The organism is Agrobacterium sp. DE0009 (assembly GCF_007680755.1).
In the GTDB taxonomy this organism is placed as follows: Bacteria; Pseudomonadota; Alphaproteobacteria; order Rhizobiales; family Rhizobiaceae; genus Agrobacterium; species Agrobacterium tumefaciens_B.
In genome coordinates this window covers 136,086-160,908 of record NZ_VEIU01000004.1, presented here as the reverse complement: position 1 = coordinate 160,908, position 24,823 = coordinate 136,086, and the positions used below count along the sequence as shown (strand labels likewise).

Sequence of the window (24,823 nt, the reverse complement as noted above, 5' to 3'; positions counted from 1 at the left end):
ATTGCAGCGGCCAAGGATTAATAACGGGAGGAACACATGACACTTAAAACTATCAGGGGCAAAGCCCTCATGGGCGCAGCGCTCTGCGCAACAATGCTCGCTTTTTCGGGACAGGCCTTTGCCGACGCCGAACTGAAAATCTTCGTTTCCAGCCAGCATCAGCCGGATGTCTGGCGCAAGGCGCTGGACCAATATGAGGCAAAGACGCCGGGCGTGAAGGTGGTGATCGAGACCGGCGGCAATACCTCGGAGATGCAGGCGCAATATCTCAACACCGTCATGTCGGCCAAGGATTCGAGCCTTGACGTGCTAATGCTTGACGTCATCCGCCCCGCGCAATTCGCCACCGCCGGCTGGACCAGCGATTTCTCCGGCAAGGACTTGTCCGCCTATCTGCCGACCTATGCCGAAGCCAACACCGTGGGCGGCAAGATCGTGGCGCTGCCTGCCTTCGCAGACTCCATGTTCCTCTATTACCGCAAGGACCTGCTCGACAAATACGGCATCAAGCCGCCGACCACCTGGGACGAGCTGAAGGAAGCCTCCAAGAAGGTGATGGAAGGCGAAAAGAACCCCGAGCTTCAAGGCCTGTCCTTCCAGGGCAAGGCGATCGAAGGCGCGGTTTGCACCTTCCTCCTGCCCTATTGGAGCGAGGGCAAGTCTCTGGTTGAAAACGGCAAGCTGAACTTCGACAATCAGGCGGCGGTGGATTCGCTCAAGCTCTGGAAGACCTTTGTCGATGAAGGCATTTCCAAGAAGAATATTTCGGAAGTCGCGACCGACGACACCCGCAAGGAGTTCCAGGCCGGCAAGGTCCTCTTCGCCGTCAACTGGTCCTACGCCTGGACCCATTTCCAGGGCAAGGAATCGCAGGTGAACGACAAGGTCGGCGTCGCCCGCCTGCCGGCCGTCAAGGGCGGCGAGCAGACGACCTGCCTCGGCGGCTGGGAATTCGGCGTCTCCGCCTATTCCAAGCAGCAGGATGAAGCCAAGAAGCTGGTGGAATATCTCTCCAGTCAGGATGTGTCGAAGTTCATGGCGATCAACGCAGCACTTCTTCCCACCTATGCCGCGCTCTACAAGGATGCGGACGTGACCAAGACGATCCCGTGGTTCGCGGACGCCCTGCCCGTCGTCGAAACGGCAAAGGCCCGTCCGGTTACCCCGCGTTATAACGAGGTCAGCGAAACAATCCGCACCACCGTCAACGGGGTGCTTGCCGGCGTGATGACACCGGAAGATGGTGCAAAGCAGATGGAAAGCCGTCTGCGGCGCGTTCTGCGCTAAGCTTTGAGGCCGGAAGGCGGCATGCGCGCCATGCCCTTTCCGGCCGTTTCGACTGACAGGAATAAAGCCGCCTGAACGGCGCGATAAACGGGCCGGACATGAACCGGCCCGATCGGGAGACGATGACGTGAATCCAGTTGCGGGAGTGGCAGACGTGACAATGCCGGAAAGAACGATGGTCAGGGTGGATGAGCAGAAATTGCCGGGCTGGACGCGGTGGCTCGATCTCGGCGACCGGTCGCTGGCCGTACTGCTGCTCGCGCCGGCGGCGATCCTGCTTTCGCTCATCATCGTTTACCCGGTGGCGCGGCTCGTCTATACGAGCTTCTTCAGCCTATCGCTGACCTCTGGCCTGCCGGCGGAATTCATCGGCTTTGAAAATTACACGGCGATGTTCGACGATCCGATTTTCTGGGAAACGACCTGGAATACGGTGCTAATAACGCTGATCACCGTGCCCGGCGCACTATTCATGGGCCTTGGCCTCGCATTGCTCGCCAACCTGCCTTTCTCCATGCAGTGGCCAATGCGGCTTTCGCTTCTCATCCCCTGGGCGCTGCCGCTCTCCTTTGCAGGTCTCATCTTCGCGTGGTTCTTCCATTATGAATATGGTGTGGTCAACGACGTGCTGAACCAGCTGGGCTTTGAAGGCATCATCTGGTTCAACTCACCGAACTGGGCCTTTGCCGCCATCTGTCTGACGATTATCTGGAAGACCTCCTCCTTCATGGCGCTCATGATCCTCGCGGGGTTGCAGACCATCCCGCGCTCGCTTTACGAGGCAGCGGATGTGGATGGCGCCGGCAAGATCAGGCAGTTCTGCGAAATCACCCTGCCGCTTCTGAAGCCATCTATTATCGTCGCCCTCATCTTCCGCACGATCACGGCGCTACAGACATTTGATATTCCCTACATGATGACCGGCGGCGGCCCCGGCACATCCACCACGACGCTTGCCATGTATATCCACCAGAACACCGTCTCCTTCCTCGATCTCGGTTACGGTTCAGCGCTGGCGGTCATGATGTTTGCGCTTTCCATGTGCGTCACGGCCGTTTACCTCCGTATCATCAGGACGAAGGACTGATCCCATGAGCACCGTTGCCACCTCTTCCGGTCTGTCCTCCTTCTTCTCTGGCAAGCCGCTGCGGTTCATCGCGGCCTCCATTCTTCTGATAAACGGCCTTTTCCCGGCTATCTGGATCCTCTTCACCTCGCTGAAAACCGAGGCGGAGCTGACTGTCAAACCGATCACCTGGTTTCCGCACGCGCCGACGCTCGCCAACTACATGCAGGCCTTTTCGGATCAGCCGCTGCACCTCTTCCTGTTCAACAGCTTCATCGTGGCGCTGCTTTCCACGGCACTGACCATCCTGATTTCGGTGTTGGCGGCTTACGCGTTGGCTCGGCTGAACCTTAAATACCGGGCGCTTATCCTGTCGCTCATCATCGCCGTTTCCACCTTTCCGCTGGTGACGCTGCTTGTGCCGCTGTTCGAAATCATGCGGGCGCTCAATCTGCTCAACAGCTGGACGGCGCTGATCCTACCCTACACGGTGCTTTCACTGCCGGTGTGCACGCTGATGCTGGTTTCCTTCTTCGAAAGTATTCCGCGCGATCTCGAAAACGCTGCCATGATCGATGGCTGCACCCGCATCGGCGCGCTGTTCAAGGTCGTCGTGCCGCTCTGCGCGCCGGGTGTCTTCACCGCAGGCATCCTTGCTTTCGTGAATGCCTGGGACGAGTTCCTGCTGGCGCTCTCCTTCAATTCCAACCCTGCGTTGCGCACACTGCCCGTTGGCATCCAGCTTTATCAGGGGGAGTTCGCTTTCCCCTGGCCGGTCATTTCGGCAGCGTTGGTGGTCGGCATTGTGCCGGTCGCGATCCTCATCGTCATCTTCCAGGAACGGGTTGTCTCTGGCCTCACCGCCGGCGGTCTCAAGGGCTAAAAGGTTAAGTCATGCATTTCGAAAAGACCCACGATGGATTTACGCTCTCAATCGGCAACCGCGCCATCCTGGCCCATTCGCCCGATAAGCCGGCCTTCTTTGCCGGTTTGGGCAAGGAGCGGATGGAGATGTACCGCGGCAATTTCGATATCGAAGACTACGTCATCGAAAGGACTGCCCTGCGGTATGCCCAAGTCAGTGACGGCGCAGTGACGCTCTCATCTGAGAAGGGTCAGGTGCCGCGCCTGCGCCTGACACTGGACGGTCATGCAATTCGCATGACAGCGCTGGACAACACTATCAACCGCCTCTGGCTGCGTGTCGTTGCTGAATCGGATGAGCACGTCTGGGGCGGAGGCGAACAGATGTCCTATTTCGACATGCGCGGCCGCCGTTTCCCGCTCTGGACCTCAGAACCGGGCGTCGGCCGGGACAAGACGACCGAAATCACCTTCAAATCCGACCTCAGCGGCAAGGCCGGCGGCGATTATTACAACACCAACTATCCACAACCCACCTACCTCTCGTCGCGCAAATATGCCCTGCACGTAGAAACGAGCGCCTATTCCGTTTTCGATTTCCGCAATGGCGATTTCCACGAGATCGAGATCTGGGCCATCCCCGAAAAAATCGAGCTTTTCGCCGGTGACCGGTTTACAGACATTGTTTCAGCCCTGTCGCTGCGGTTCGGGCGGCAACCCGAATTACCTGATTGGGTCTATAATGGCGCGATCATCGGTTTAAAGGATGGCGTCAACTCTTTCGCCAGACTGGAAAAAATCCGCGCTGCCGGAACGAAGGTTTCAGGCCTCTGGTGCGAGGACTGGGTGGGACTTCGCCAGACATCCTTCGGCGCGCGGTTGTTCTGGGACTGGCAGGCAAACGAAACCCGTTACCCGCATCTGCGCCAGAAAATCGCCGAGCTTGCGGATCAGGGCGTCCGGTTCCTCGGCTATGTGAACCCCTATCTTTGCGTCGACGGCCCGCTCTTTCCTGTCGCTGAAGCGGCCGGTTATTTCGCCACCGACGCCGAGGGCAAAACGGCGCTGGTGGATTTTGGCGAGTTCGATTGCGGCGTGGTCGACTTCACCAACCCGGCTGCCGCTGACTGGTTTGCAGAGGCGATCATCGGCAAGAATATGCTGGATTTTGGCCTCTCGGGCTGGATGGCCGATTTCGGCGAATATCTGCCGATCGATATCAAGCTTGCGAACGGCGTCGACGCCAAGCTGATGCACAATGCCTGGCCCACGCTCTGGGCCGAGGTCAATGCGAAAGCCGTGGAAAGCCGCGGCAAGACCGGCGAAGCCCTGTTCTTCATGCGCGCAGGCTTCACCGGCGTGCAGGCCCATTGCCCCCTCATCTGGGGCGGCGACCAGTCGGTCGATTTCTCCCGTCACGACGGCCTTGTCACCGTCATCTGCGGCGCGCTCTCATCCGGGCTCATGGGCAACGCCTACCACCACTCCGATATTGGCGGCTACACCAGCCTTTTCGGCAATGTGCGGACGGCGGAACTCATCATGCGCTGGACGGAGATGGCCGCCTTCACCCCGGTTATGCGCACCCACGAGGGCAACAGACCGCGCGACAACCTGCAGATCGATCAGGATGAAGCGGTTCTTTCCCATTTCGCCCGCATGAGCGCGATCTATGTCGCGCTCGCTCCCTATCTGAAATCGCTTTCCGCCGAAGCGGCAAAGACGGGCCTGCCGGTGCAGCGGCCGCTTTTCCTGCATTACGAGAACGAGTTGCAGACCTATGCCATTCAGGACTGCTATCTCTATGGCGAGGACATGCTGGTCGCACCGGTCTGGAAGGCGGGCGAAACGCAACGCTCGCTCTACCTTCCGGGTGACGGCGAATGGGTTCATCTCTGGAGCGGCGCGCATTATCTGGGCGGACGGGAGATATCCGTCGAAGCACCGCTCGGAGAACCGGCGGTGTTCTATCGCGCAGATTGCAATCACCGTCAGCTATTTGAACGGCTTCGCACCATCGGCTAAAGGCTTTGCCCCTTGCGTCACCCCGTCAGGCGGGGTGACGTGATGGCCTTCTTGAAAAGCGCGGTCATCGCGTCGCTGATACCCTGCGACGGGCTGACCTCGAAGAACAGGCCCGGCGAAGCGCATTGCTGCATGCGTGTGCCGATTTCCGACTGAAACGGCTTGATCCAGCTATTATACCAGTCATTGGTCGGCAGCGGCAAATAGGTGGTGTAGAGCACGGCGATGCGAAAGCCCTTTTCTTTCAGCTTCGTGCAATATTTGAGGTCGATCGGTTCCTGACAGCGACCGCCCGTCGTTTTTTTGGTGCAGGTCGAGGGCTTGTAACTATCGCCGACGCCATCGGTTACGAAGAAGACGATCTTCTCCGGACTCGCCGAACTCGCGCCTGTGCCGGAGTTACCGATCTTGTCCCCGATCTGGGTCAGCGCCCGGTCGAAATCCGTCTGCTGGTCGTTGTTGAATCCCTGCTTGGGGATAGACATCAGGTCAACTTCGGCGGCTTTTTTCTTCGCCGTCGCCAGATCCGATGTCAGCGGCACGACTTCAAGTAGCTTCGTATCTTCGGCTTTTTCCCCGAAGGAATAGACTGCCATACGATATTGATTGCTGCTTTTGCGCATGGACTTCGCCGTATCCATAAGGCTCGCTGTCGCCTTTGCGACCACATTGATGCGCGTGGTCACGCCGAGACGTTTTGCCTTGTAGTAATAGCTGTTGGTATCCACCACACCGTCCTTCACGATGTGACAGGCGAAAGCGCATTTATCGCTCGTATTTGCGACCATGGTGGCAACATCGGTCGGGGTCGCACCCACCCCCATGGACGGCGTGTTGTCCAAAAGCACGTAAAAATCGCTGAAGGTTTCCGTTTCATATTTGGCGGTGGCAGAGCCAGAAACCGTGAAGAGATCTTTTCCCAGTATCTTGGAAAGCGTGGTATCGACAGAGGCCTTGAAGTTGACGGAAGACACAATCGCATTGCCGCTTTTTGTCACCTCTATATCGAGAGACAAAAGCGAATAGTCGGGATTGGCTCGCTCATTGCTTCTGAAAAATGCGGCGCCTTCGTCGCCGCCAAGCGTAATGACGCCATCTGCGGACATCTCCTTTGCCTTGTGAACGCTTGACGAGCTATCGGAGACCACCGCCAGAGCCGCCGCATCCGCCGCCCTCTGCAGGTCGGATTTTACGGTCATGCTGTGCGTTACATCCAGCGCAACGCCGGCAGTACCGATGAGCGGCACCAAAAGCAAAGCAGTTAGAATTCCGAAATTCCCTGATCTGTCCTGCCAGATATTTTTCAAGTTTGCCCCCACAGCGTTTGGAGACAGAACTTAGAAAAAGACCGTTGAAAGGCAGTTTCGAAGGATAACTAATTTTCGATAAATCTAATTTCCTAAATAACTAAACGTCGATCCGCTAAGCCTTCCGCTATGCTGGTCATCACCCGGTCAGGCGTGGCGAGCTGATCGCCTTCTTAAAAAGCGCCGACATGGCCTCGCTGATACCCTGCGAGGGGCTGACTTCGAAAAACAGGCCAGGGGAGGCGCAGGCTTGCATGCGTGGGCCGATCTCCGTTTCGAATGGTGCGATCCAATTATCGTAGTGCTGATTACCAGGAAGCGGGAGGTAAGTGGTGTAAAGCACGGCGATACGGAAGCCTTGTTTTTTGAGGTTGTCGCACAGCTTGGTGTCTATGGGTTCCTGGCAGCGTCCATTCCAAATCTTTTTCTTGGTACATGCGGCTTTTACAGCATCGGCCACGCCATCCGACACGAAGAAAAGGATTTTTTCAGGTGTAGCGGAACTCGCGCCACTTCCCGATGTTCCCATCTTCGGTATTATCCTCGTCAGTGCACGGTCGAAATTCGTATACTGGTCGCTTTTATAATTGTGGCCTGGAACTGACATCAACTCAATTCCTCCGATCTTTTTTTTGGCCGCCTGCAAATCCGAGGTACGCGAGACAATCTCCGGAAGGTCTTTGTTAAAAAAGGCATCCTCTGCTGTCTTTCCGAAAGTGTAGACAGCAATGCGATACTGATCAGGTTTTTTGCGCGTGTCCTGAGCCGTGTCCATCAAACTCGCGGTCGCCTTTGCAACCACGTCGATGCGCGTCGTCGCGTTGATGTATCCCTTCGCCTGCGGATCCTTGTTTTTGAGCCGGAAATAGCTGCTGTTGGGATCGGAAGATCCGTCCGCCAACGTGACATGGCAGGCGAACTGACAACCGAGGGCGGCTTTCATCGTGGCCACATCGGCGGCGTTGCGCCGACGCCCATGGAAGGCGAGTTGTCGAGCAGCAGATAGAAGTCGGTATAGGTTTCCGTCTCATATTTGGCAGTTGCGTTGCCGGAAACAGTCAGGAAATCCTTTCCGAGGACTCTGGAGAGAGTTGTATTGAGCGAAGCCTTAAAACTCACTGACGATTCGATCACGGTGTTATTCTTCTTCACCTGTATATCGAGCGCCAATAGGCGATATTCCGGGTTCCCCCGCTGATTGCTGTGAAAAAAAGCTTCAGCCTCTTCCTTTCCAACCGAAACGACGCCGTTGCTGGCCATTCGCCGTGCAGCCTCGGCACTGGCTGAACTTTCCGCAACCACGGCCAGAGCCGCAGAATCCGCTGCCATCTGAAGATCGGATTTCACGCTCATGGCTCGAACGACATCCAGCGCAACGCCGGCGGATCCGATGATCGGTATGATCAACAGAGCACTCAGAATCGCAAAGTTCCCAGACTTGTCCCGCCAGATGTTTTTCAAGCTCAGCTCCGAATTATCAGAATTCGGATGAGGTTTATTTCAGTGTCGTTGCGATATAGTTTATCTATATAACTAATTACCAATAAATCCGATATTAATAATAACTATATTTAAGTAATATATAGAAGACCTATGATCTGTCGGCGGAGCCGTTGACATTTTTAGATCATGTCCTACAAAACAATCTCTTCCGAGGGGAGCACCTGACGGTGCTGAGATGGCGATGAGCCGGACCCTTGAACCTGATCCGGGTCATGCCGGCGTAGGAACGGAACTGTCGCGCCTTCAAGGGGCTGCCCATTCTCTTCTCCGCTATGCTTGATCTATGTGATCGTCACATCTGGAGACGACCGATGACGCTGAACACTTCCTCTCTTCGCACATGGTGCGTTTGCGTCTGAGGACCGGCTCATGCGTGCCACCCATGCGCTGAATGGTGTTGGTCTTCTGCTGCTTCTCTGGCAGGCGGGAACATGGCTGTTTGCGCCGCCGCGTTATATTCTGCCATCGCCCGCCGATGTCGCCGCCGCCTTTTGGCGCCAGCCGGGCTTCCTGTTCGGTCAGGCCACGGTGACGCTTGGTGAAATGGCGCTCGGGCTTGCGGCAGGCGTTACCGCCGGTGTCCTCGTCGCCTTCACGATTGCCGCCACCTCGCGCTTCGGCCGCTTCGTCTGGCCCATGGTCCTGGTGTTGCAGGCCTTTCCGGTCTTCGTGCTCGCCCCCATCCTCGTCCTCTGGTTCGGCTTCGGCATGGCTTCGAAAGTGGTTATGACGGCGATCATCATCTTCTTTCCCGTCGCTTCGGCTTTCACCGATGGCCTCAACCGCACGGACCGCGCCATTCTCGACGCCGCCTCGCTGACACAGGCGAGCCATTGGCAAATCCTCACCCGGCTGCGCGTGCCGCTGGCGCTTCCCTCGCTGATTTCGGGCTTGAGGGTGGCGGCGCCGCTCGCCCCACTCGGCGCCGTCATCGGCGAATGGGTAGGCTCATCGGCCGGGCTTGGTTTCGTGATGATCCAGTCCAATGCCCGTATGCAGACCGATACCATGTTCGCCGCCATGGCCATTCTGGCCGTCATGGCCGTGCTGCTCCGGCTGATCGTGGATCGGACGACAGACAATCTCGCGCCCTGGGCCAAAGAAACAGAACACAACATTCCTTTCAGATATTTACGGAGACTGTCGGCACCATGAAACGAACGCTTCTTTCCCTCGCCATCGCCGCGGCAAGCGTCCTTGCGCCCATGCAATCTGAGGCCGCCGACAAGCTGACTGTGTTGCTTGAATGGTTCGTGAATCCTGATCATGCCCCGATGGTGATAGCCAGGGAACGCGGCCTGTTCACCGAGGCCGGGCTGGAAGTGGAACTGGTGCCGCCAGCCGATCCTTCCGCAGTGCCGCGCCTTGTCTCGGCGAAACAGGCCGATATCGGCGTACATTACCAGCCAAACCTTTATCTCGACCACGAAGCCGGCCTGCCACTCGTGCGTTTCGGCACGCTGGTGGAAACACCGCTCAACACCGTTACGGTTCTCGCCGATGGGCCGATCAAGAGCCTGAAGGACCTGAAAGGAAAAAAGGTCGGTTTTTCCGTTTCCGGGTTCGAGGATGCGATGCTGAAGCGCATGCTGGAGAAAGACGGGTTGACGAAGGACGATGTCGAACTCGTCAATGTCAATTTCTCACTCTCGCCGTCGCTGATCGCCGGCAAGGTGGACGCTACGCTTGGCGGTTTCCGCAACTTCGAACTGACGCAGATGAAGCTTGAAGGCCATGAAGGACGATCTTTCTTTCCCGAAGAAAACGGGGTGCCTGCCTATGACGAGCTGATCTTCGTCACTCATCGCGAACTGACCACGGACAGCCGCCTGCCACGCTTTCTTTCCGCCGTGGAACAGGCCGCGATCTACATTACCAACCATCCGCAGGAAGCCTGGCAACTCTTCATCAAGGCCTATCCGAACCTTGATGACGCGCTGAACAAGCAGGCCTTTTTCGACACGCTGCCGCGTTTTGCTAAGCGCCCGGCGGCACTCGACCGCGCCCGATACACCCGTTTCGGCGCTTTCATGCAGGAGATGCAGCTGATCAAGCAGGCCCCCGCAGCGGAGGATATTGCCGTGGAGTTGCAACAGCCATGAGCGGCAATTTCCCGACAGCGGCAACGGCCGCCGAAATTCTGGACTGCGTGCGGCAAACGCGCCCACGCGTCCATTGCCTGATGAATACCGTGGTGCAAAAATTCACCGCCGACGGCATCACCGTCGTCGGCGGCATTCCCTCCATGACGACCTCACTCGAGGAAATCGAAAGCTTCGTTGCCAGGGCGGATGCGCTGACCGTCAACCTTGGCACGCTGGATTCGGAGCGACGTAAGGTCATTCGCATCGCGATCGAAATCGCAAATGCATCTGGCAAGCCGTGGATCGTCGACCCCGTGCATGTCGACTATTCACCCTCGCGGCTGGCGTTCGCGCGCGAACTCATTGCGCTTTCCCCTACCGTTGTACGCGGTAATCACGCCGAAATGACCCTGATCGGCGACGTCCCCAACGTCGTCAGGATCGAGACCGGTCCTGTGGATCATCTTGGCGATGCAACGCGCAGCGTGAGGATCGTCAACGGCCATCCCTGGATGGCAAAGGTCACCGGTACGGGTTGCCTCTCGGGCGGTGTCATCGCCGCCTTCATGGCGGTGGAGAAAGACGCGCTGACGGCGGCGGCTTCTGCCCTTGCCGTGACAGGCGTCTGCGCCGAACTCGCCGCCAAACAGGCGCGCGGCCCGGGCACTTTCGAACCGGCTTTTCTGGATGCGCTTTCCGAGATTTCCGGTGACGCCATCATCAACCACGCGAGGATAGAGAATGCACAAGGTTGATTACCGTCTAAACGCGCTGGTCGACGCAAGCCTCGGCGATGTTGCGCCTTTGCCGGAGCTTGCTCTGGCGGCAGCACTCAATGGGGCAACGATTTTGCAATATCGCGACAAGCATGGTTCGACCCGGGACATGATCGACAATGCCCGCGCAGTTCAAGCGGCTATTGCCGGTACAGGTGTGCCTCTGGTCATAAACGATCGGGTGGATGTCGCGCTCGCCTCCGGCGCGGATGGGGTTCATCTCGGTGCAGACGATATGGATGCGCAGACTGCACGACGCATCCTGGGGGAAAAGGCGATCATCGGCCTCACCGTCAAGAACCGCGCCGACGCCGAACGGGCGGCTTCCATGCCAGTCGATTACGCGTGCATTGGTGGCGTGTTTGAAACAGTCTCCAAAGTCAATCCGGACAAGCCGGTGGGCGTCGATGGTTTTTCGACGCTGCGCGCGTTTTTGAGGGAGTCGCGGCCTGAAATGCCTGTCGGTGCGATCGCCGGCATCGATCTTGCGCGTGTACCGGCCGTCATTGACGCGGGTGCGGACGGTGTTGCAGTCATTTCCGCCATTTTCCGCGCGGCCGATATTGCGAGTGCAGCGCGCGACTTCCGTTCGACAATCGACGCCGCGCTGAAAGCGAGACAGCCATGACATCCATCGCATTGACCATCGCCGGTTCCGATAGCGGCGGCGGCGCGGGCATCCAGGCCGACATCAAGACCTTCTCCGCCTTGGGCGCCTACGCCGCAAGTGTCATCACGGCCATTACCGCCCAGAATACACGCGGTGTGACGGCTGTTGAGGATATCTCCGTCGTCACCATCGTCGCGCAGATGGATGCTGTTTTTTCCGATCTCGACGTCAACGCTGTCAAAATCGGCATGGTCTCGCGGATCGAAACCATCGCGGCCATTGCTGAACGGCTTCGGCAGCAGTCACAGCCGGTGGTGCTTGATCCCGTCATGGTGGCGACTTCGGGCGACCGGCTGCTGCAGGAAGATGCCATCGAGACGTTGCAGCGCGAGCTTTTACCGCTCGCTACGATCGTCACACCGAACCTACCCGAAGCGGCGCTGCTGGCCGGAACCCGGATTGCGGAAACGGAGCAGGAGATTACCCGCCAGGCCGAGCTGATCCTGAAGGCCGGTGCGAAGGCGGTGCTTATCAAGGGCGGGCACGGCGATGGACCTGAGAGCACGGATTATCTGTTCGCGGATGGTACCATGCGGGCGCTTTCTGCACCAAGGGTGGACACGAAAAACGACCACGGCACCGGCTGTACGCTGGCAGCGGCGATTACGGCGCATCTTGCGATGGGACATGAATTGCGGGAGGCGGTCGGGCTTGCGAAGGATTATCTGAACGGCGCGCTCGATGCCGGCAGGGGGCTTGCCGTTGGACATGGGCGGGGGCCGGTGCATCATTTTTATCGGTGGTGGGGGTGACATCGGTACGTTGAGTGTGGGGTATTGACACCGTGAGCAAGCCGCTTGTCGATCTCCCCCTTGAGCGGGAGATGTCCGGCAGGACGGAGGGGGTGAGCCGCACACTCCGCCCCATCACCGCGCCTTCGGCGTCGCCAGCACATTCCGGATCGCAAAACTCGAATGAATGCGCGAAACCCCCGGCAGTTTCGACAGGATCTCCTTGTGAATCCGCTCGAAATCCCCCGCACTTTCCGCCTCGCAGCGCAGGAAATAATCCGAACCGCCGGTCATCAGATAACATTCGCGGATTTCCGGATAACGTCGTACCGCATTCTCGAAACGGTTGAGGAAATCCTCCGTCTGACGGTCGAGCGTGATCTGCACGATAACCGAAATCACCTCGCCGCCGGCAAGACCGCTGGTCAAGGCGGTATAGCCGCGGATAATTCCTTCCCGCTCGAGAATATCGACGCGGCGCAAACACGCCGACGGCGAAAGCCCGACCTCTGTGGCAAGCTTTGCGTTGCTGATGCGGGCATTCAGCCGAAGGAGGCGGATGATGTGGCGGTCGGTCGCATCGAGGGACGACATAGAAAATTCCAATTTATGAACGAAAATTGCGTGATTGCATATTCTATCGCATTTTCTTCGAACAATCGCCAAGAAATTCGATAATCGTTGCAATACCCTCAGAGGATAAAAACGAGGGTGAACGACCATGGACATGCAGATCAGCCGCCAGCAGGCCGCCGGTGGTGCAAGCGGCCATCTAACCATCGATCTGGGCGCATTGCGCGATAACTATCTGACCCTTGCGGCGATGGCACCAGCATCGCGGACGGCCGCCGTCGTGAAGGCCGATGCCTATGGCCTCGGCGCGGATATCGTCTCGCAGACCTTGTTCGAAGCGGGTTGCCGCGATTTCTTCGTCGCCCATATCGACGAGGCGCTGGCACTCAGGCTCCGGCTTTCGGCCGAAGCACGGATTTTCGTCCTCAGCGGTTTGCAGCCCGGCAACGAAACTTCCTGCGCCGCCATGGCCATCACCCCCGTTTTGAATTCGCTGGAACAGATCGCCCAATGGTCGGACCATGCCAGAAAGCTCGGCAAGACGCTCAGCGCCGCCGTGCAGATCGATACCGGCATGTGCCGCCTTGGGCTCTCCCCCGAAGAGCTAGAAATCCTCTCCGCCCAGCCGCAGCTGCTTGATGGGATTGATACAGCCTTCGTCATGAGCCATCTCGCCTGTGCCGACGAGCCGGATCATGCTTCCAATGCCGCGCAGCTCGCCGTGATGCGCAAGGCCGCCACCGCCTTTCCCGATACACTGGTGTGTTTTTCCAATTCGGGCGGCATTTTTCTCGGCAATGACTATCATAATGCTTTGCTGCGCCCCGGCATCGCGCTTTATGGCGGTGCGCCTTCCGCTGCCGGCCCCAACCCGATGAAGCCGGTCGTCCGTCTCGATCTCGCCGTCATCCAGACTCGCACCGTTCCCGCCGGCTCGCTGGTCGGTTACGGCGGATCTTTTACGGCGAGCGGTCCGACACGGCTTGCGACCATCGCTGCCGGTTATGCCGATGGCTTGCCGCGTTCGCTCAGCAATCGCGGCGCCGCGTGGTACAATGGCGTGCGCCTGCCAATTGCCGGGCGCGTTTCCATGGACAGCATCATTCTCGATATATCCGCCCTGCCCGAGGGAACATTGACGCAGGGCAGCCTCGTGCAGATGATCGGGCCTGATCAGACACTGGAAGACATCGCCGAGGATGCGGGCACGATTGCCTATGAGATTCTGACCGGCCTCGGTCGCCGTTACCGCCGCAGCTACATTCAGCCGGGCATGAGCCCGACAATCGATTCCACATCAGCCTTTGACAAGTGAGACGATCATGAACGTCACTATCCTCGGAGCCGGCGTTGTCGGCGTGACCTCTGCCTGGTACCTGGCCAAAGCCGGACACAAGGTAACGGTGATCGACCGCCAGCCGGCTGCGGCGCTGGAAACCAGTTTCGCCAATGCGGGCGAAGTGTCGCCCGGTTATTCCTCGCCATGGGCGGCGCCCGGCATTCCGGTTAAGGCCATGAAGTGGCTGTTCATGAAACACGCACCGCTCATCATCCGGCCGACGGCGGATCCCGCCGCCTGGCGCTGGATGAGCCAGATGCTGCGCAACTGCACCTCGGCGCGTTATGCCATCAACAAGAGCCGCATGGTGCGCGTTGCCGAATATAGCCGTGATTGCCTGATGGCGCTTCGCGAAGAAACTGGCATCGACTATGACCAGCGCATGCAAGGGACCCTCGAAGTATTCCGCACCCAGAAGCAGTTTGATGCCATCGGCAAGGATGTAGACGTACTGACGGCGGGCGGCGTGCCGTTCGAGATTCTCGACCGCGATGGCTGCGCCGCCATAGAGCCCGGGCTCGCACCCGCCAAGGAGAAGATCGTCGGGGGCCTGCGACTGCCCGGCGACGAAACCGGCGATTGCTTCATGTTCACGACGGAACTTGCCCGCATGGCCGAAGAAGCGGGCGTCACCTTCCTTTACGACACCGGCATCATGCGGCCGATTGTTGAGGGCGGTCGCATCAAGGCCGTAGAGACCACACGCGGCCTGATGGAGGCCGATATCTTCGTCGCGGCACTCGGCAGCTACTCTCCGCAGTTCGTGAAGCAGCTCGGCATCACTTTGCCGGTCTATCCGGTGAAGGGCTATTCCATCACTGTTCCGATCGTCAATGAAGCGCGGGCTCCCGTCTCGACGGTCATGGACGAAACGTTCAAGGTCGCGATTACCCGTCTCGGCTCTCGGATCCGCGCCGGCGGCATGGCGGAAATCGCGGGTTTCAGCAAGGATTTGCCGGCAGCACGCCAGGAAACGCTGGCCCACTCCGTCGAAGACCTGTTCGGCGGTGCGGGTGATCAGGGCCAGGCGAAGTTCTGGTGCGGCCTGCGCCCGATGACGCCCGACGGTACGCCGGTCATCGGCGCCACTCGCTACAGCAATCTTTATCTCAACACCGGTCACGGCACGCTCGGCTGGACAATGTCCTGTGGCTCGGCCCGTGTTCTGGCTGACCTCATCAGTGGTGAAAAGCCGGAAATCGACACCCACGACCTTGCCATCAGCCGTTACGCTGCCTGAGCGCAATGCAAAAGCCCTATCCCGCCGGCAAGGCGGGATGGACAGCGATCAAAGAGCCAATGCGTCCCTGAGCGCCAGCCCTTCCTTCATGCGAAGGTCGAGATCGGCTTCGATGTGGTCGAGGTGCCGCAGCATCAGCGCACGGGCTTTTGCCGCATCCTTCGCCTCCAGCGCATCCAGTAGGTCGGCGTGGTCATTATGGCCGCAGCTCGAAACACCAGACCGACCGTAAAGCGCGATGACCAGCGACGAACGGGCGACCAACTCATCCATGAATTTTTCGAGGATGGCGTTGCCGGCAAGCGAGGCGAGCATCAGATGAAAATCACCGGATGCCTTGATTTCCGCACGCCTTGCGCTTGGCCCGCGCTCATGCTGATGGCGGCTTTCCTCGACAAGGTGTTCCCTCAGACGCTTCGCCGCCGCAGGTGTGATCTTTTCGATTGCCGCGTCCACGACGCCGGGCTCGATCAGCCGGCGCGAGGCAAAAACCTGCCGCGCCTCATCTGGCGTGGGGTTGGAAACGAAGGCGCCGCGATTACGCTCCGTCTTCACCAGCCCTTCGTAAGCCAGCATCTGAAGCGCCGCGCGCACGACCGTGCGGCTGACATCGAAGAGCGTTCCAACCTCGGCTTCCGACAACTTCGTTCCGGGAGACAGGCGCCGGTCGACAATGGCGTCCCGAAGCGTGTCGCGGATGGCCTGCGCGCGATCCTCATGCGAACTGTCCGGATTGAATGATATGTGGGAAAGGCTCATCTCTGCGTCCTGTTGCACCTTGAGTTCTAGCGCGAAGTTCGGCGCGCGCAAACAGGAATTGCGGAGCGCCGCCGCTCCGCCACAATTCATTCAGCATCCGTTCAGCAGCCAGCCTGTAATTCCTTAACCATCGAATTTGCAACTGGCAGCGTCCTGCCACTTGGATGGAAGAACAAACCATGTCGTCCTTTGCAGCTAAAACAGTTCTGACAATTGCCGTCGCCGCCGCCACGATCGTTCCCCTGAGCAGCGCTTCCGCCGGAGACTGGGACCGCCATGATCGCCGCGATGCTGCCCTTCTCGGCGGCGTGCTCGGCCTTGCCGCTGGTGTCGCCGTCGGTTCCGCATTGTCCCGCCCCGCACCGGTCGATGACGAGCGCGTCTATATCGACCCGCCGCGTCGCTACGAGCCGAACTATGTCTATGAAGAGCCGGATTATCGTTATTACCGTCCGCAACCGCAGGCGGTTTACCGCCCCGCTCCGGTCTATCGCCCGGCACCGGTTTACCGTGCGCAGCCGGTCTACGACACCAATCCAGGTTACTACCAGCCGCGCCGCACGTACCGTACCATCGAGCCGTGGACGAACGCCTGGTACGACTATTGCTCGCAGCGGTATCGCAGCTTCAATTCCCGCTCCGGCACCTATGTCGGCAATGACGGTCAGCGTCATTTCTGCGTAGCGGGCTGATCAAAGACATTTCGACGCCTTCAGTGTCTTCTTTTTTAAAGCCGCGGGCGGAAACCTCCGCGGCTTTTTCATGAGCACAGCATACTGCCTACACTGCACCGCTCTTCACATAATCGCCGCGGTTGATGCCGTGACGTTGCAGCTTGTCGTAGAAGGTCTTTCGGGCGATGCCAAGCGTCGCGATGGTTTCCGCCACGTCGCCATTGGCCTGTTCCAGCGTTTCACGAATGATCCGCGCTTCGATCTCGTCCATGCGCTCCGGCAGGGTGCCGGAGGAAGGCAGAGCAGCTTGTGATGCAGGAGCTCCGACTGGACCCGTCTCCAGCCCCAGCACCACCCTTTCGGCAAAGTGCCCGAGTTCGCGCACATTGCCCGGCCAATCATGCTCATTCAGGTGATGCGAGATAGCAGCGCTAATCTGCGGCACGGGCATGTTGAAGCGGTTCGCAGCCTTGGCAACAAAATGCGAGAAGAGCAAAGGGATATCCGGCTTGCGTTCGCGCAATGGCGGGATCGAAAGCGTGACGACGTTCAAACGGTAGTAGAGGTCTTCGCGGAAGGTGCCCCGCTCAGCAGGATCGCCAAGATCGACCTTCGCGGCTGCCACGACACGAATATCAACCGGCCGTTCGTCATTCGACCCCAGCGGCGAAACTTCCCGCATTTCAAGCACGCGCAGCATCTTCACCTGCACGGCGAGCGGCATGCTTTCAATCTCGTCCAGAAAGAGCGTTCCGCCGCTCGAATGTTCGATACGCCCGACCCGCTTTTTCTGAGCGCCGGTAAAAGCGCCCGCCTCGTGGCCAAAAAGCTCGCTTTCGATAACCGTTTCCGGCAATGCGCCACAATTCAGCGCCACGAAATTTCCCTTAGCGCGCTTCTTGCTCCACCGGTGAAGCGCCGTCGCGACCACTTCCTTGCCGCTGCCCGTTTCGCCCGCCACCAGCACATCCACATCCGTATCGGCAATGTGGCGCAGCGTCGTGCGCAGGCGTTCCATGGCAGGCGTCTGGCCAATCAGAGGAAGGTCGTCCTCAGCCTGCCCCGCCGCCCGGCGAAGCGCTCGGTTCTCCAGCACGAGACGGCGCTTTTCCAGAGCCCTGCGTGCGCTTTCAACCATACGTTCGGCGGGAAAGGGCTTTGCAATGAAGTCGTAAGCGCCGTTATGAAGCGCATCGACGGCCATTGGCACGTCCCCATGGCCGGTGATGAGGATGACGGGCAGATCCGCATCAATCTTGCGGACATGATCGAAGAACTCGAGCCCTGTTATGCCCGGCATCCGCACGTCCGATATGATGACGCCATCGAAATCGTCGTTCAACGCCGCGAGCGCCTGCTCGGCGCGGGGAAAAGACGTGACGGACAGTCCGTCCAGCTCCAACGTCTGTACCATGGCTTTTCGCAGCTGGGAGTCATCATCAACCAGGAATATGGTTCCAGTCGTCGTCATGTCATGCTCGCTTCAGAAATACGGAAAAACAGGTGCCTGCCTCGCTGCTTGCCACCTCAATCCGCCCGCCGTAATCCGACGCAATCTCGTTCGAGATGACGAGACCAAGGCCAAGGCCGCCTTCCTTGGATGTATTGAAGGGAGAAAACAGCTGGGCGCGGATGGCGGCGGGAATGCCGGTGCCATTGTCGCTGACGGAAATCACGATCATCTCGCCTTCCTCACGTACACGCACCTCAACTCTCGATTTTTCAATTGTTTCCGTGGCTTCGAGCGCGTTCTGCAACAGGTTGATCAGGATCTGTTCAAGCCGGATGCGGCTGCCCAAAACCATCAAATCCTGATCCGGCAACACGATATCAAGGGCATCCATCTGACCGGAAAAGCGACTGCGCAACAGCACGACAGCGCCTTCGATGACTGACCTGACACTCACGGGCTCGGCAGCGGTACGGCCCTTGCGCGCAAGGATTTTCAGATCGGTGGTTATGGTGCCTATACGCTCGGTCAGGGCGGCAATATCCTCAAGGTTTTCGGTAACCTCCGCGAAACGATCACGCTTGAGCAGGGTCCGCGCATTGTCGGCAAAGGCGCGGATCGTGGCGACGGGCTGGTTGATCTCATGCGCCACACCCGCTGCCACTTGCCCGAGGATGGAAAGGCGGTTGGCCTGCACCAGCTCATGCTGCACATTGCGCAGTTCGCCGGTGGTTTTCTGGTGAAGGGCGATTTCCGCCTGCAAGTGGTCGCGTGTCTTCGTCAGATCGCGGGTCCGCTCCTGCACCTTCATTTCGAGTTCCAGACGGGCTCGTTGCTCCTCTTCCTTTTCCCTTAGCGCCTTATGCCTGCGCCATAGCCACAAAGCGGAGATCGCAACGAGCGGCATCAACGTCGCCAGCGCCACCACCCTGCCCTCCCTTATGGCAGCATTTAGCGCCGGTGCGACTGGCTGAAGATAATGCAGCGTCCACGACGTCGTTGGAACGGGGACTTCCAGGCGCAGGTAATCGCCGCGCTCTTTCACGGGCGCATCAACGTGGATGAGAGGAATTGCCTCGCCAGAGCGTCGCGCCGCCCGAAAAGGAAGGGTGGAGAGCGTCTCATTGCCGAATTGAAGGCTCTCGGAGATGATTTTTCGCCGCGCCTCATCGATTGGCGACACGGTCCTGAACCGCCATTCCGGCACGCTGGTCATCAGCACGACGCCGTTCCTGTCAACGACATAGACCGGCTTGCCGCCGATGTTCCAGTCCGTTTCAAGCCGATTGAACTCGACCTTGGCGATGACGACACCAAGCGCGCGACCATCCGCAGCATCGATGCGGCGGGAAATATAGAGCCCGGGCCGGCGGCTGACATTTCCGAGCGCGTAATGTTCGGACATGCCATCCTTCATTGCCTGCCGGAAGTACTCGCGGAAGGCATAGTTTGAGCCGACGAAACTATCCGCCTCCCGCCAGTTGCTCGAGGCTATGGTCAAGCCCGTCGGTCCGGTGACATAGATGACCGATGCTTGCGTGCCTTCGATCAGCCCCTCCAGCTTTTTATTCAGCCGATCGAGTGCGGGCGGACCACCGCCATCAAGTGCCGCAGCAATATCAGGATCACCCGATAAGACCAGCGGAATGGCGCGCGGCCGCTCCAGTGCAACATTCAAAAGCGCGATCTTCAGCTCCGCATCGGTCGCCGCTTCGGAACCCGCCTTGCGAAGGGCCTGATTGCGGGCGATATCATCGGCGACAAGTAGCACACCAAGACTGACGAGCAACCAGAGGCCGGCCAGCGCCAGCCACTGTGCCTGCCGCCTGGCGCGGGAATTCAGAGTGCGGTTCTCGGTCATCGCATTATTGTGCGGATTCACACACAGGTCGCAAGCATTTTTGTCCGGAATTCCGCACAAACCGTCAAGCACTCCCAAAGCCTGAATAAAAACTACTATTTAAATCAATCAGTTGCGGCAAATAATCAAGTCTGGCATGCGTATTGCACATGACTCCTCAATCGGCGCGAAGCCGTCAACGACACGGCGATCCCGGGAGGCCAATCAAGGCAGGGTGAGGCCGAGGAGGAAAAAACATGATCGATACGACAGCCGTGGCCGCGGGCCACGCCAAACTGCCATTTTACAAGCACCTGTATTTCCAGGTTCTCGTGGCCATCATCGCCGGTATCGCGCTCGGCCATTTCTATCCGGCCTTCGGTGAAGAGCTGAAGCCGCTCGGCGACGGCTTCATCCGCCTCGTCAAGATGATCATCGCACCGGTGATCTTCCTCACCGTCGCAACCGGTATTGCCGGCATGAACGACATGAAGAAGGTCGGACGTGTGGCCGGCAAGGCCATGATCTACTTTCTGGTCTTCTCCACCCTTGCGCTCATCGTTGGCCTCATCGTCGCCAACACCGTGCAGCCCGGCGCCGGCATGAACATCGATCCGGCCACGCTGGACGCCAAGGCCGTCGCGACCTACGCCGACAAAGCCCATGAGCAGACGATTACCGGCTTCCTGATGAACATCATCCCGACGACCATCGTGGGTGCTTTCGCCAGCGGCGATATCCTGCAGGTGCTGTTCTTCTCGGTGCTCTTCGGCATCGCGCTCGGCGTCGTCGGCGAGAAGGGTAAGCCGGTCACCGATTTCATGCATGCCCTGATGTATCCGATCTTCAAGCTGGTCGCTATCCTGATGAAGGCCGCCCCCATCGGCGCTTTCGGCGCGATGGCCTTCACCATCGGTAAATACGGCATCTCGTCCGTCACCAACCTTGCGATGCTGATCGGCACCTTCTACGTCACGTCTTTCCTGTTCGTGTTCGTGGTCCTCGGCGCTGTCTGCCGTTACAACGGGTTCTCCATCGTTGCGCTCATCCGCTACATCAAGGAAGAACTGCTGCTGGTTCTCGGTACCTCGTCTTCCGAGGCTGCCCTGCCCGGCCTGATGAGCAAGATGGAAAAGGCCGGCTGCAAGCGCTCCGTCGTCGGTCTCGTCATCCCCACCGGTTACTCTTTCAACCTTGACGGCACCAACATCTACATGACGCTGGCAGCCCTCTTCATCGCGCAGGCAACCGGCATTCATCTCTCCTTCGGTGAACAGATCCTGCTGCTTCTGGTCGCCATGCTTTCTTCCAAGGGTGCGGCCGGCATCACCGGTGCGGGCTTCATCACGCTTGCGGCAACGCTCTCCGTCGTGCCTTCCGTTCCGGTTGCCGGTATGGCGCTGATCCTCGGCATCGACCGCTTCATGTCCGAGTGCCGCGCGCTGACCAACTTCGTCGGCAATGCGGTCGCCACCATCGTCGTCGCCCGCTGGGAAGGCGAACTGGATCAGGACCAGCTTGCCCGCGTTCTGAGCGGCAAGGAAGAATTCACCGGCATCGCCGATGTGGATCAGCTCCCGGCTTCTGTGCAGCCGGCAGAGTAATACGACCTCCCAAGGTCCTGCCTGTGCCGGCTCGTCCGGGCAGGCATTGCATGAAGGCCGACGCATCGCCTCGATGCGTCGGCCTTTGTCGTTTGCGCAACGACCTAAAAATGGTTTTATCGGACACACAGTGAGATTGGCCACATCGGCATAAAACCGTTTTGACGAGAGTAGCGCTTATGAGAAACATTTTTCTGGCATGGCAATTCTGGGCCTTGTTATCGGCGGCCTTCGCGGCCCTCACTGCCATTTTCGCCAAAATTGGCATCGAGAATGTCAATTCTGATTTCGCCACGTTTATCCGCACCGTGGTCATTCTCGCTGCCGCCGGCTTGATGGTCTACGTCACCGGCAACTGGCAACAGCCTTCCACCATCTCCGGCAAAACCTGGATTTTCCTAGTCCTGTCAGGCCTGGCGACGGGCGCATCCTGGATATGCTATTTCCGGGCGCTGAAAAACGGCGATGCCGCCCGCGTTGCGCCCATAGATAAGCTGAGCGTCGTCTTCGTCGCGGTTTTTGCAGTGCTGTTTCTGGGCGAAAAGCTCTCGCTGCCGAATTGGCTCGGCGTGGTGCTGATCGCCTGCGGCGCGGTTCTTGTCGCGTACCGCGGCTAGTGTCGGCCCTAATGGAGCGACCGACACTACGCTCAAGTATCAGCCCCGGGCCTGCAACGCCTTGTCAAGACCGCGCCTAACCCCGGCAAACAGCTCATCCAGCTGCTCGGCCGTGATGATCAGCGGCGGGCAGAAGCAGATGGATTCGCCAATAGGCCGGGTAATGACGCCTTCGCTTTCGATAGCGGCGGCCAGCGCAAGCGTTGTGTCGCCCGGCTTCATGCCCTCCCACGACTTCACTTCCAGCGCACCGATAAGGCCTATGCCGCGCGAGGAATGGATGAGCGGATGATCGGCAAGAGCCTTCAGATGATCGAGAAACTTTCCTTCCAGGCGCGCGACATTGCCGACAAGATCGCGCTCCTGAATGATCTTCAGGTTCTCAAGGCCCACCGCAGTCGCAACCGGATGGCCGGAGGCGGTGTAACCGTGGCCGAAAGAGCCGATCCGGTCTGATTCATCGGCGATCGGCTGATAGAAATTGTCGTTCATGATGATAGCCGAGAGCGGCATATAGGATGACGAAATCTGCTTTGAGACGACAAGCACGTCGGGTTTGATGTCGTAGGTCTCGCAGGCAAACATCTTGCCGGTACGGCCAAAACCACAGATGACCTCATCAACCACCAGCAGGATGTCATACTTTTTCAGGATCGCCTGCACGCCTTCCCAATATCCTTCGGGCGGCAAGAGAACGCCACCCGCGCCCATGACAGGTTCACCCCAGAAGGCGGCGATGGTCTCGGGACCTTCGCGGAGGATCAGGTCTTCCAGTTCCCCAAGAATACGCGCGGTGAAGTCTGCCTCGCTTTCCCCATCCTTTCCAAAGTGGACATAGGAGGGGCAGGCCGTATGCAGCATGCGGTCCAGCGGCAGGTCAAAGCTCTCATGATTGCGCGGCAGACCGGTGATAGAGGCCGACGCGATGGTTACCCCATGATAGCCCTTGATGCGGCCGATGATCTTTTTCTTGTCCTTTTTGCCAAGCGCATTCGAGCGATACCAGACCATTTTGGCGACAAGGTCGTTGGCCTCCGAGCCGGAGGAGGTGAAATGCACCTTCGACATGGGCACAGGCGCAAGCTTGATCAGCAGTTCCGCCAGATCGACGGACGGGCCATGGGTCTTGTAGGAGAAGGTGTGGTAATAGGGCAGCTTCTGCATCTGCTTCGTTGCCGCATCAACCAGCCGCTTTTCGCCGAAACCGAGCGCTACCGACCACAGCCCTGCCATCGCCTCGATATAGCGCTTGCCGCTGCTGTCGGTCACATAGATGCCCTCGCCGCTTTCGATCACCAGACCGCCGGTCTTTTCGAATTTGCGCAGGTTGACGTTCGGGTGCATCTGATAGGCGATATCGCGTGCCTCGACGGAATTCGGCAGGATGGTCATCGATGAGGGCTCCGTTTCGGTTGATGTCCAAGGCGTCAGACGTGCTGTCCGCCATTGATGTGGATTTCTGCGCCGTTGATATAGCTCGATTGATCCGAGCAGAGGAAATAGACGGTTTGCGCCACCTCGGCCGTCGTCCCGAGACGCCCCAGCGGCACCTGCGCATCCACCAGTTCGGCGGTGCCGGGGGAAAGAATGGCCGTGTTGATCTCGCCTGGCGCTATGGCGTTGGCGCGCACGCCACGCGGGCCGAATTCATGAGCCAGTTCGCGCGTGAGCGCCGCCAGCCCAGCCTTGGAGGCGGCATAAGCGACGCCGGCAAAGGGATGAACCCGCGAGCCGACAATGGAAGTGACGTTGACGATTGAGCCCTTGGCCGCTTCCAGTTCCGGCAGAAGGGCGCGCGCAAGAAGCGCCGTCGAAACGAGGTTGACGTTCATGACCCGCGTCCAGATTTCCGCCGTTGTATCCGCCACCCCTAGCCGACTGCCGCCTTCACCCTTAGGCGAAATCCCGGCATTGTTGACAAGAGCTGCAAGCTTGCCCTCGGGCAGGCGCGAGCGCACCTCATCCGCCAGCTCATCGATCCGCGACAAATCCTCGAGATCAGCCTGAATGTGGCTTTCCCTGGCAGAGGGCCAGCGGCATTCCTCGGAAAATGGCTGCCGCGATACGGTGAGGATCCTCCAGCCTTTTTCCTGAAAAAGCTTGACGGTGGCATGCCCGATCCCGCGGCTCGCGCCGGTGAGAAGCATGAAGGGAACAGCCATGTGAGAACTCCTGTGCCATGCGATCCGTTAAGCCGGACACATTCAGCATCGCATGTTAAAGGGCTGCAAGCGGCTGGCAAGGTCTTTTCTGTCGCACTGCGGCAATCTCTGGATCGGCCATGAGCTCATCCCATGCGAGACCCCACGCTCAATCCGCGCAGGTTTCCGATTTCGCAAAATCTCCGCCAGCCCGAAAGACAAGGGGGTAAGTGGTCGCGGCCGCCAAAGGTTTTGCATCGGCGATGACGCCCT

At 58.9% G+C, this 24,823-nt stretch carries 21 protein-coding genes, 1 pseudogene and 1 riboswitch; of the genes and pseudogenes, 14 read left to right on the top strand and 8 right to left on the bottom strand.

Annotation, left to right across the window (positions count from 1 at the left end; genetic code table 11):
* Window positions 1-36: 36 nt before the first annotated feature.
* From FS804_RS16280 to FS804_RS16265, 4 genes are all read left to right on the top strand, one after another.
* Window positions 37-1,287 (top strand): ABC transporter substrate-binding protein, encoded by a 1,251-nt coding sequence (locus tag FS804_RS16280; protein ID WP_144577759.1) that lies wholly within the window; start codon window positions 37-39, stop codon window positions 1,285-1,287.
* 175 nt (window positions 1,288-1,462) lie between these two features.
* Entirely contained in the window at window positions 1,463-2,374 is a 912-nt protein-coding gene (locus tag FS804_RS16275; protein WP_186376864.1) for a carbohydrate ABC transporter permease, read from the top strand.
* A 4-nt stretch (window positions 2,375-2,378) separates the two neighbouring features.
* Complete coding sequence (locus FS804_RS16270; RefSeq protein ID WP_144577755.1) at window positions 2,379-3,236, top strand: carbohydrate ABC transporter permease; 858 nt, start codon at window positions 2,379-2,381, stop codon at window positions 3,234-3,236.
* 11 nt (window positions 3,237-3,247) lie between these two features.
* Window positions 3,248-5,242 carry an alpha-glucosidase gene (locus tag FS804_RS16265; protein ID WP_144577753.1) on the top strand — a complete coding sequence of 665 codons (1,995 nt, stop codon included), beginning with the start codon at window positions 3,248-3,250 and terminating at the stop codon, window positions 5,240-5,242.
* Window positions 5,243-5,259: 17 nt separating this feature from the next.
* Here FS804_RS16265 and FS804_RS16260 read toward each other — a convergent pair whose 3' ends face one another.
* Window positions 5,260-6,549 (bottom strand): pilus assembly protein, encoded by a 1,290-nt coding sequence (locus FS804_RS16260; RefSeq protein WP_144577751.1) that lies wholly within the window; start codon window positions 6,547-6,549, stop codon window positions 5,260-5,262.
* A gap of 139 nt (window positions 6,550-6,688) precedes the next feature.
* Window positions 6,689-8,010 (bottom strand): annotated as a pseudogene (locus FS804_RS16255) (TadE/TadG family type IV pilus assembly protein).
* A gap of 183 nt (window positions 8,011-8,193) precedes the next feature.
* Window positions 8,194-8,296: riboswitch (TPP riboswitch) on the top strand.
* A gap of 125 nt (window positions 8,297-8,421) precedes the next feature.
* Between FS804_RS16255 and FS804_RS16250 the strand changes: the two are divergent.
* From FS804_RS16250 to thiD, 5 genes are read left to right on the top strand one after another with little or no spacing between them, the layout of a single operon-like run.
* Complete coding sequence (locus FS804_RS16250) at window positions 8,422-9,207, top strand: ABC transporter permease (RefSeq protein WP_144577749.1); 786 nt, start codon at window positions 8,422-8,424, stop codon at window positions 9,205-9,207.
* Window positions 9,204-10,154, top strand: coding sequence for an ABC transporter substrate-binding protein (locus FS804_RS16245; RefSeq protein ID WP_063950022.1), 951 nt, complete (start codon window positions 9,204-9,206; stop codon window positions 10,152-10,154). The genes FS804_RS16250 and FS804_RS16245 overlap by 4 nt, the downstream gene beginning before the upstream one ends.
* Window positions 10,151-10,891 carry a hydroxyethylthiazole kinase gene (locus FS804_RS16240; protein ID WP_144577748.1) on the top strand — a complete coding sequence of 247 codons (741 nt, stop codon included), beginning with the start codon at window positions 10,151-10,153 and terminating at the stop codon, window positions 10,889-10,891. Before FS804_RS16245 ends, FS804_RS16240 begins: the two co-directional genes overlap by 4 nt.
* Window positions 10,878-11,540, top strand: a complete 663-nt coding sequence (gene thiE / locus FS804_RS16235) for a thiamine phosphate synthase (RefSeq protein WP_144577746.1) — start codon at window positions 10,878-10,880, stop codon at window positions 11,538-11,540. The genes FS804_RS16240 and thiE overlap by 14 nt, the downstream gene beginning before the upstream one ends.
* Window positions 11,537-12,334, top strand: a complete 798-nt coding sequence (thiD, locus tag FS804_RS16230) for a bifunctional hydroxymethylpyrimidine kinase/phosphomethylpyrimidine kinase (RefSeq protein WP_144577744.1) — start codon at window positions 11,537-11,539, stop codon at window positions 12,332-12,334. The genes thiE and thiD overlap by 4 nt, the downstream gene beginning before the upstream one ends.
* 114 nt (window positions 12,335-12,448) lie before the next feature.
* Here the strand turns inward: thiD and FS804_RS16225 are convergent, their stop codons facing one another.
* Window positions 12,449-12,907 carry an Lrp/AsnC family transcriptional regulator gene (locus FS804_RS16225; protein ID WP_063950026.1) on the bottom strand — a complete coding sequence of 153 codons (459 nt, stop codon included), beginning with the start codon at window positions 12,905-12,907 and terminating at the stop codon, window positions 12,449-12,451.
* A gap of 127 nt (window positions 12,908-13,034) precedes the next feature.
* Here FS804_RS16225 and alr point away from each other — a divergent pair, with 127 nt between their 5' ends.
* Together alr and FS804_RS16215 are read left to right on the top strand one after the other, a co-directional pair.
* Window positions 13,035-14,201 (top strand): alanine racemase, encoded by a 1,167-nt coding sequence (gene alr, locus FS804_RS16220; protein WP_144577742.1) that lies wholly within the window; start codon window positions 13,035-13,037, stop codon window positions 14,199-14,201.
* A 7-nt stretch (window positions 14,202-14,208) separates the two neighbouring features.
* Window positions 14,209-15,465, top strand: coding sequence for a D-amino acid dehydrogenase (locus FS804_RS16215; protein WP_144577740.1), 1,257 nt, complete (start codon window positions 14,209-14,211; stop codon window positions 15,463-15,465).
* 48 nt (window positions 15,466-15,513) lie between these two features.
* Here FS804_RS16215 and FS804_RS16210 read toward each other — a convergent pair whose 3' ends face one another.
* The gene (locus FS804_RS16210) at window positions 15,514-16,224 is read right to left on the bottom strand and encodes a GntR family transcriptional regulator (protein ID WP_144577738.1); all 711 of its coding nucleotides are present in this window, start codon (window positions 16,222-16,224) and stop codon (window positions 15,514-15,516) included.
* A gap of 179 nt (window positions 16,225-16,403) precedes the next feature.
* Between FS804_RS16210 and FS804_RS16205 the strand changes: the two genes are divergently transcribed.
* Window positions 16,404-16,916 carry a BA14K family protein gene (locus FS804_RS16205; protein ID WP_144577736.1) on the top strand — a complete coding sequence of 171 codons (513 nt, stop codon included), beginning with the start codon at window positions 16,404-16,406 and terminating at the stop codon, window positions 16,914-16,916.
* Window positions 16,917-17,004: 88 nt separating this feature from the next.
* Here the strand turns inward: FS804_RS16205 and FS804_RS16200 are convergent, their stop codons facing one another.
* Both FS804_RS16200 and FS804_RS16195 read right to left on the bottom strand, forming a co-directional pair.
* Window positions 17,005-18,369 (bottom strand): sigma-54 dependent transcriptional regulator, encoded by a 1,365-nt coding sequence (locus FS804_RS16200; protein WP_144577733.1) that lies wholly within the window; start codon window positions 18,367-18,369, stop codon window positions 17,005-17,007.
* A gap of 1 nt (window position 18,370) precedes the next feature.
* Window positions 18,371-20,209, bottom strand: coding sequence for a sensor histidine kinase (locus tag FS804_RS16195; RefSeq protein ID WP_144577731.1), 1,839 nt, complete (start codon window positions 20,207-20,209; stop codon window positions 18,371-18,373).
* 236 nt (window positions 20,210-20,445) lie between these two features.
* Here FS804_RS16195 and FS804_RS16190 point away from each other — a divergent pair, with 236 nt between their 5' ends.
* Together FS804_RS16190 and FS804_RS16185 are read left to right on the top strand one after the other, a co-directional pair.
* Window positions 20,446-21,792, top strand: a complete 1,347-nt coding sequence (locus FS804_RS16190; protein WP_004438672.1) for a dicarboxylate/amino acid:cation symporter — start codon at window positions 20,446-20,448, stop codon at window positions 21,790-21,792.
* 179 nt (window positions 21,793-21,971) lie between these two features.
* Window positions 21,972-22,409, top strand: a complete 438-nt coding sequence (locus FS804_RS16185; RefSeq protein ID WP_144577729.1) for an EamA family transporter — start codon at window positions 21,972-21,974, stop codon at window positions 22,407-22,409.
* A 39-nt stretch (window positions 22,410-22,448) separates the two neighbouring features.
* Here FS804_RS16185 and FS804_RS16180 read toward each other — a convergent pair whose 3' ends face one another.
* Window positions 22,449-23,801 carry an aspartate aminotransferase family protein gene (locus FS804_RS16180; RefSeq protein WP_144577727.1) on the bottom strand — a complete coding sequence of 451 codons (1,353 nt, stop codon included), beginning with the start codon at window positions 23,799-23,801 and terminating at the stop codon, window positions 22,449-22,451.
* A 35-nt stretch (window positions 23,802-23,836) separates the two neighbouring features.
* Complete coding sequence (locus FS804_RS16175; RefSeq protein ID WP_186376833.1) at window positions 23,837-24,571, bottom strand: SDR family NAD(P)-dependent oxidoreductase; 735 nt, start codon at window positions 24,569-24,571, stop codon at window positions 23,837-23,839.
* Window positions 24,572-24,823: the final 252 nt, after the last annotated feature.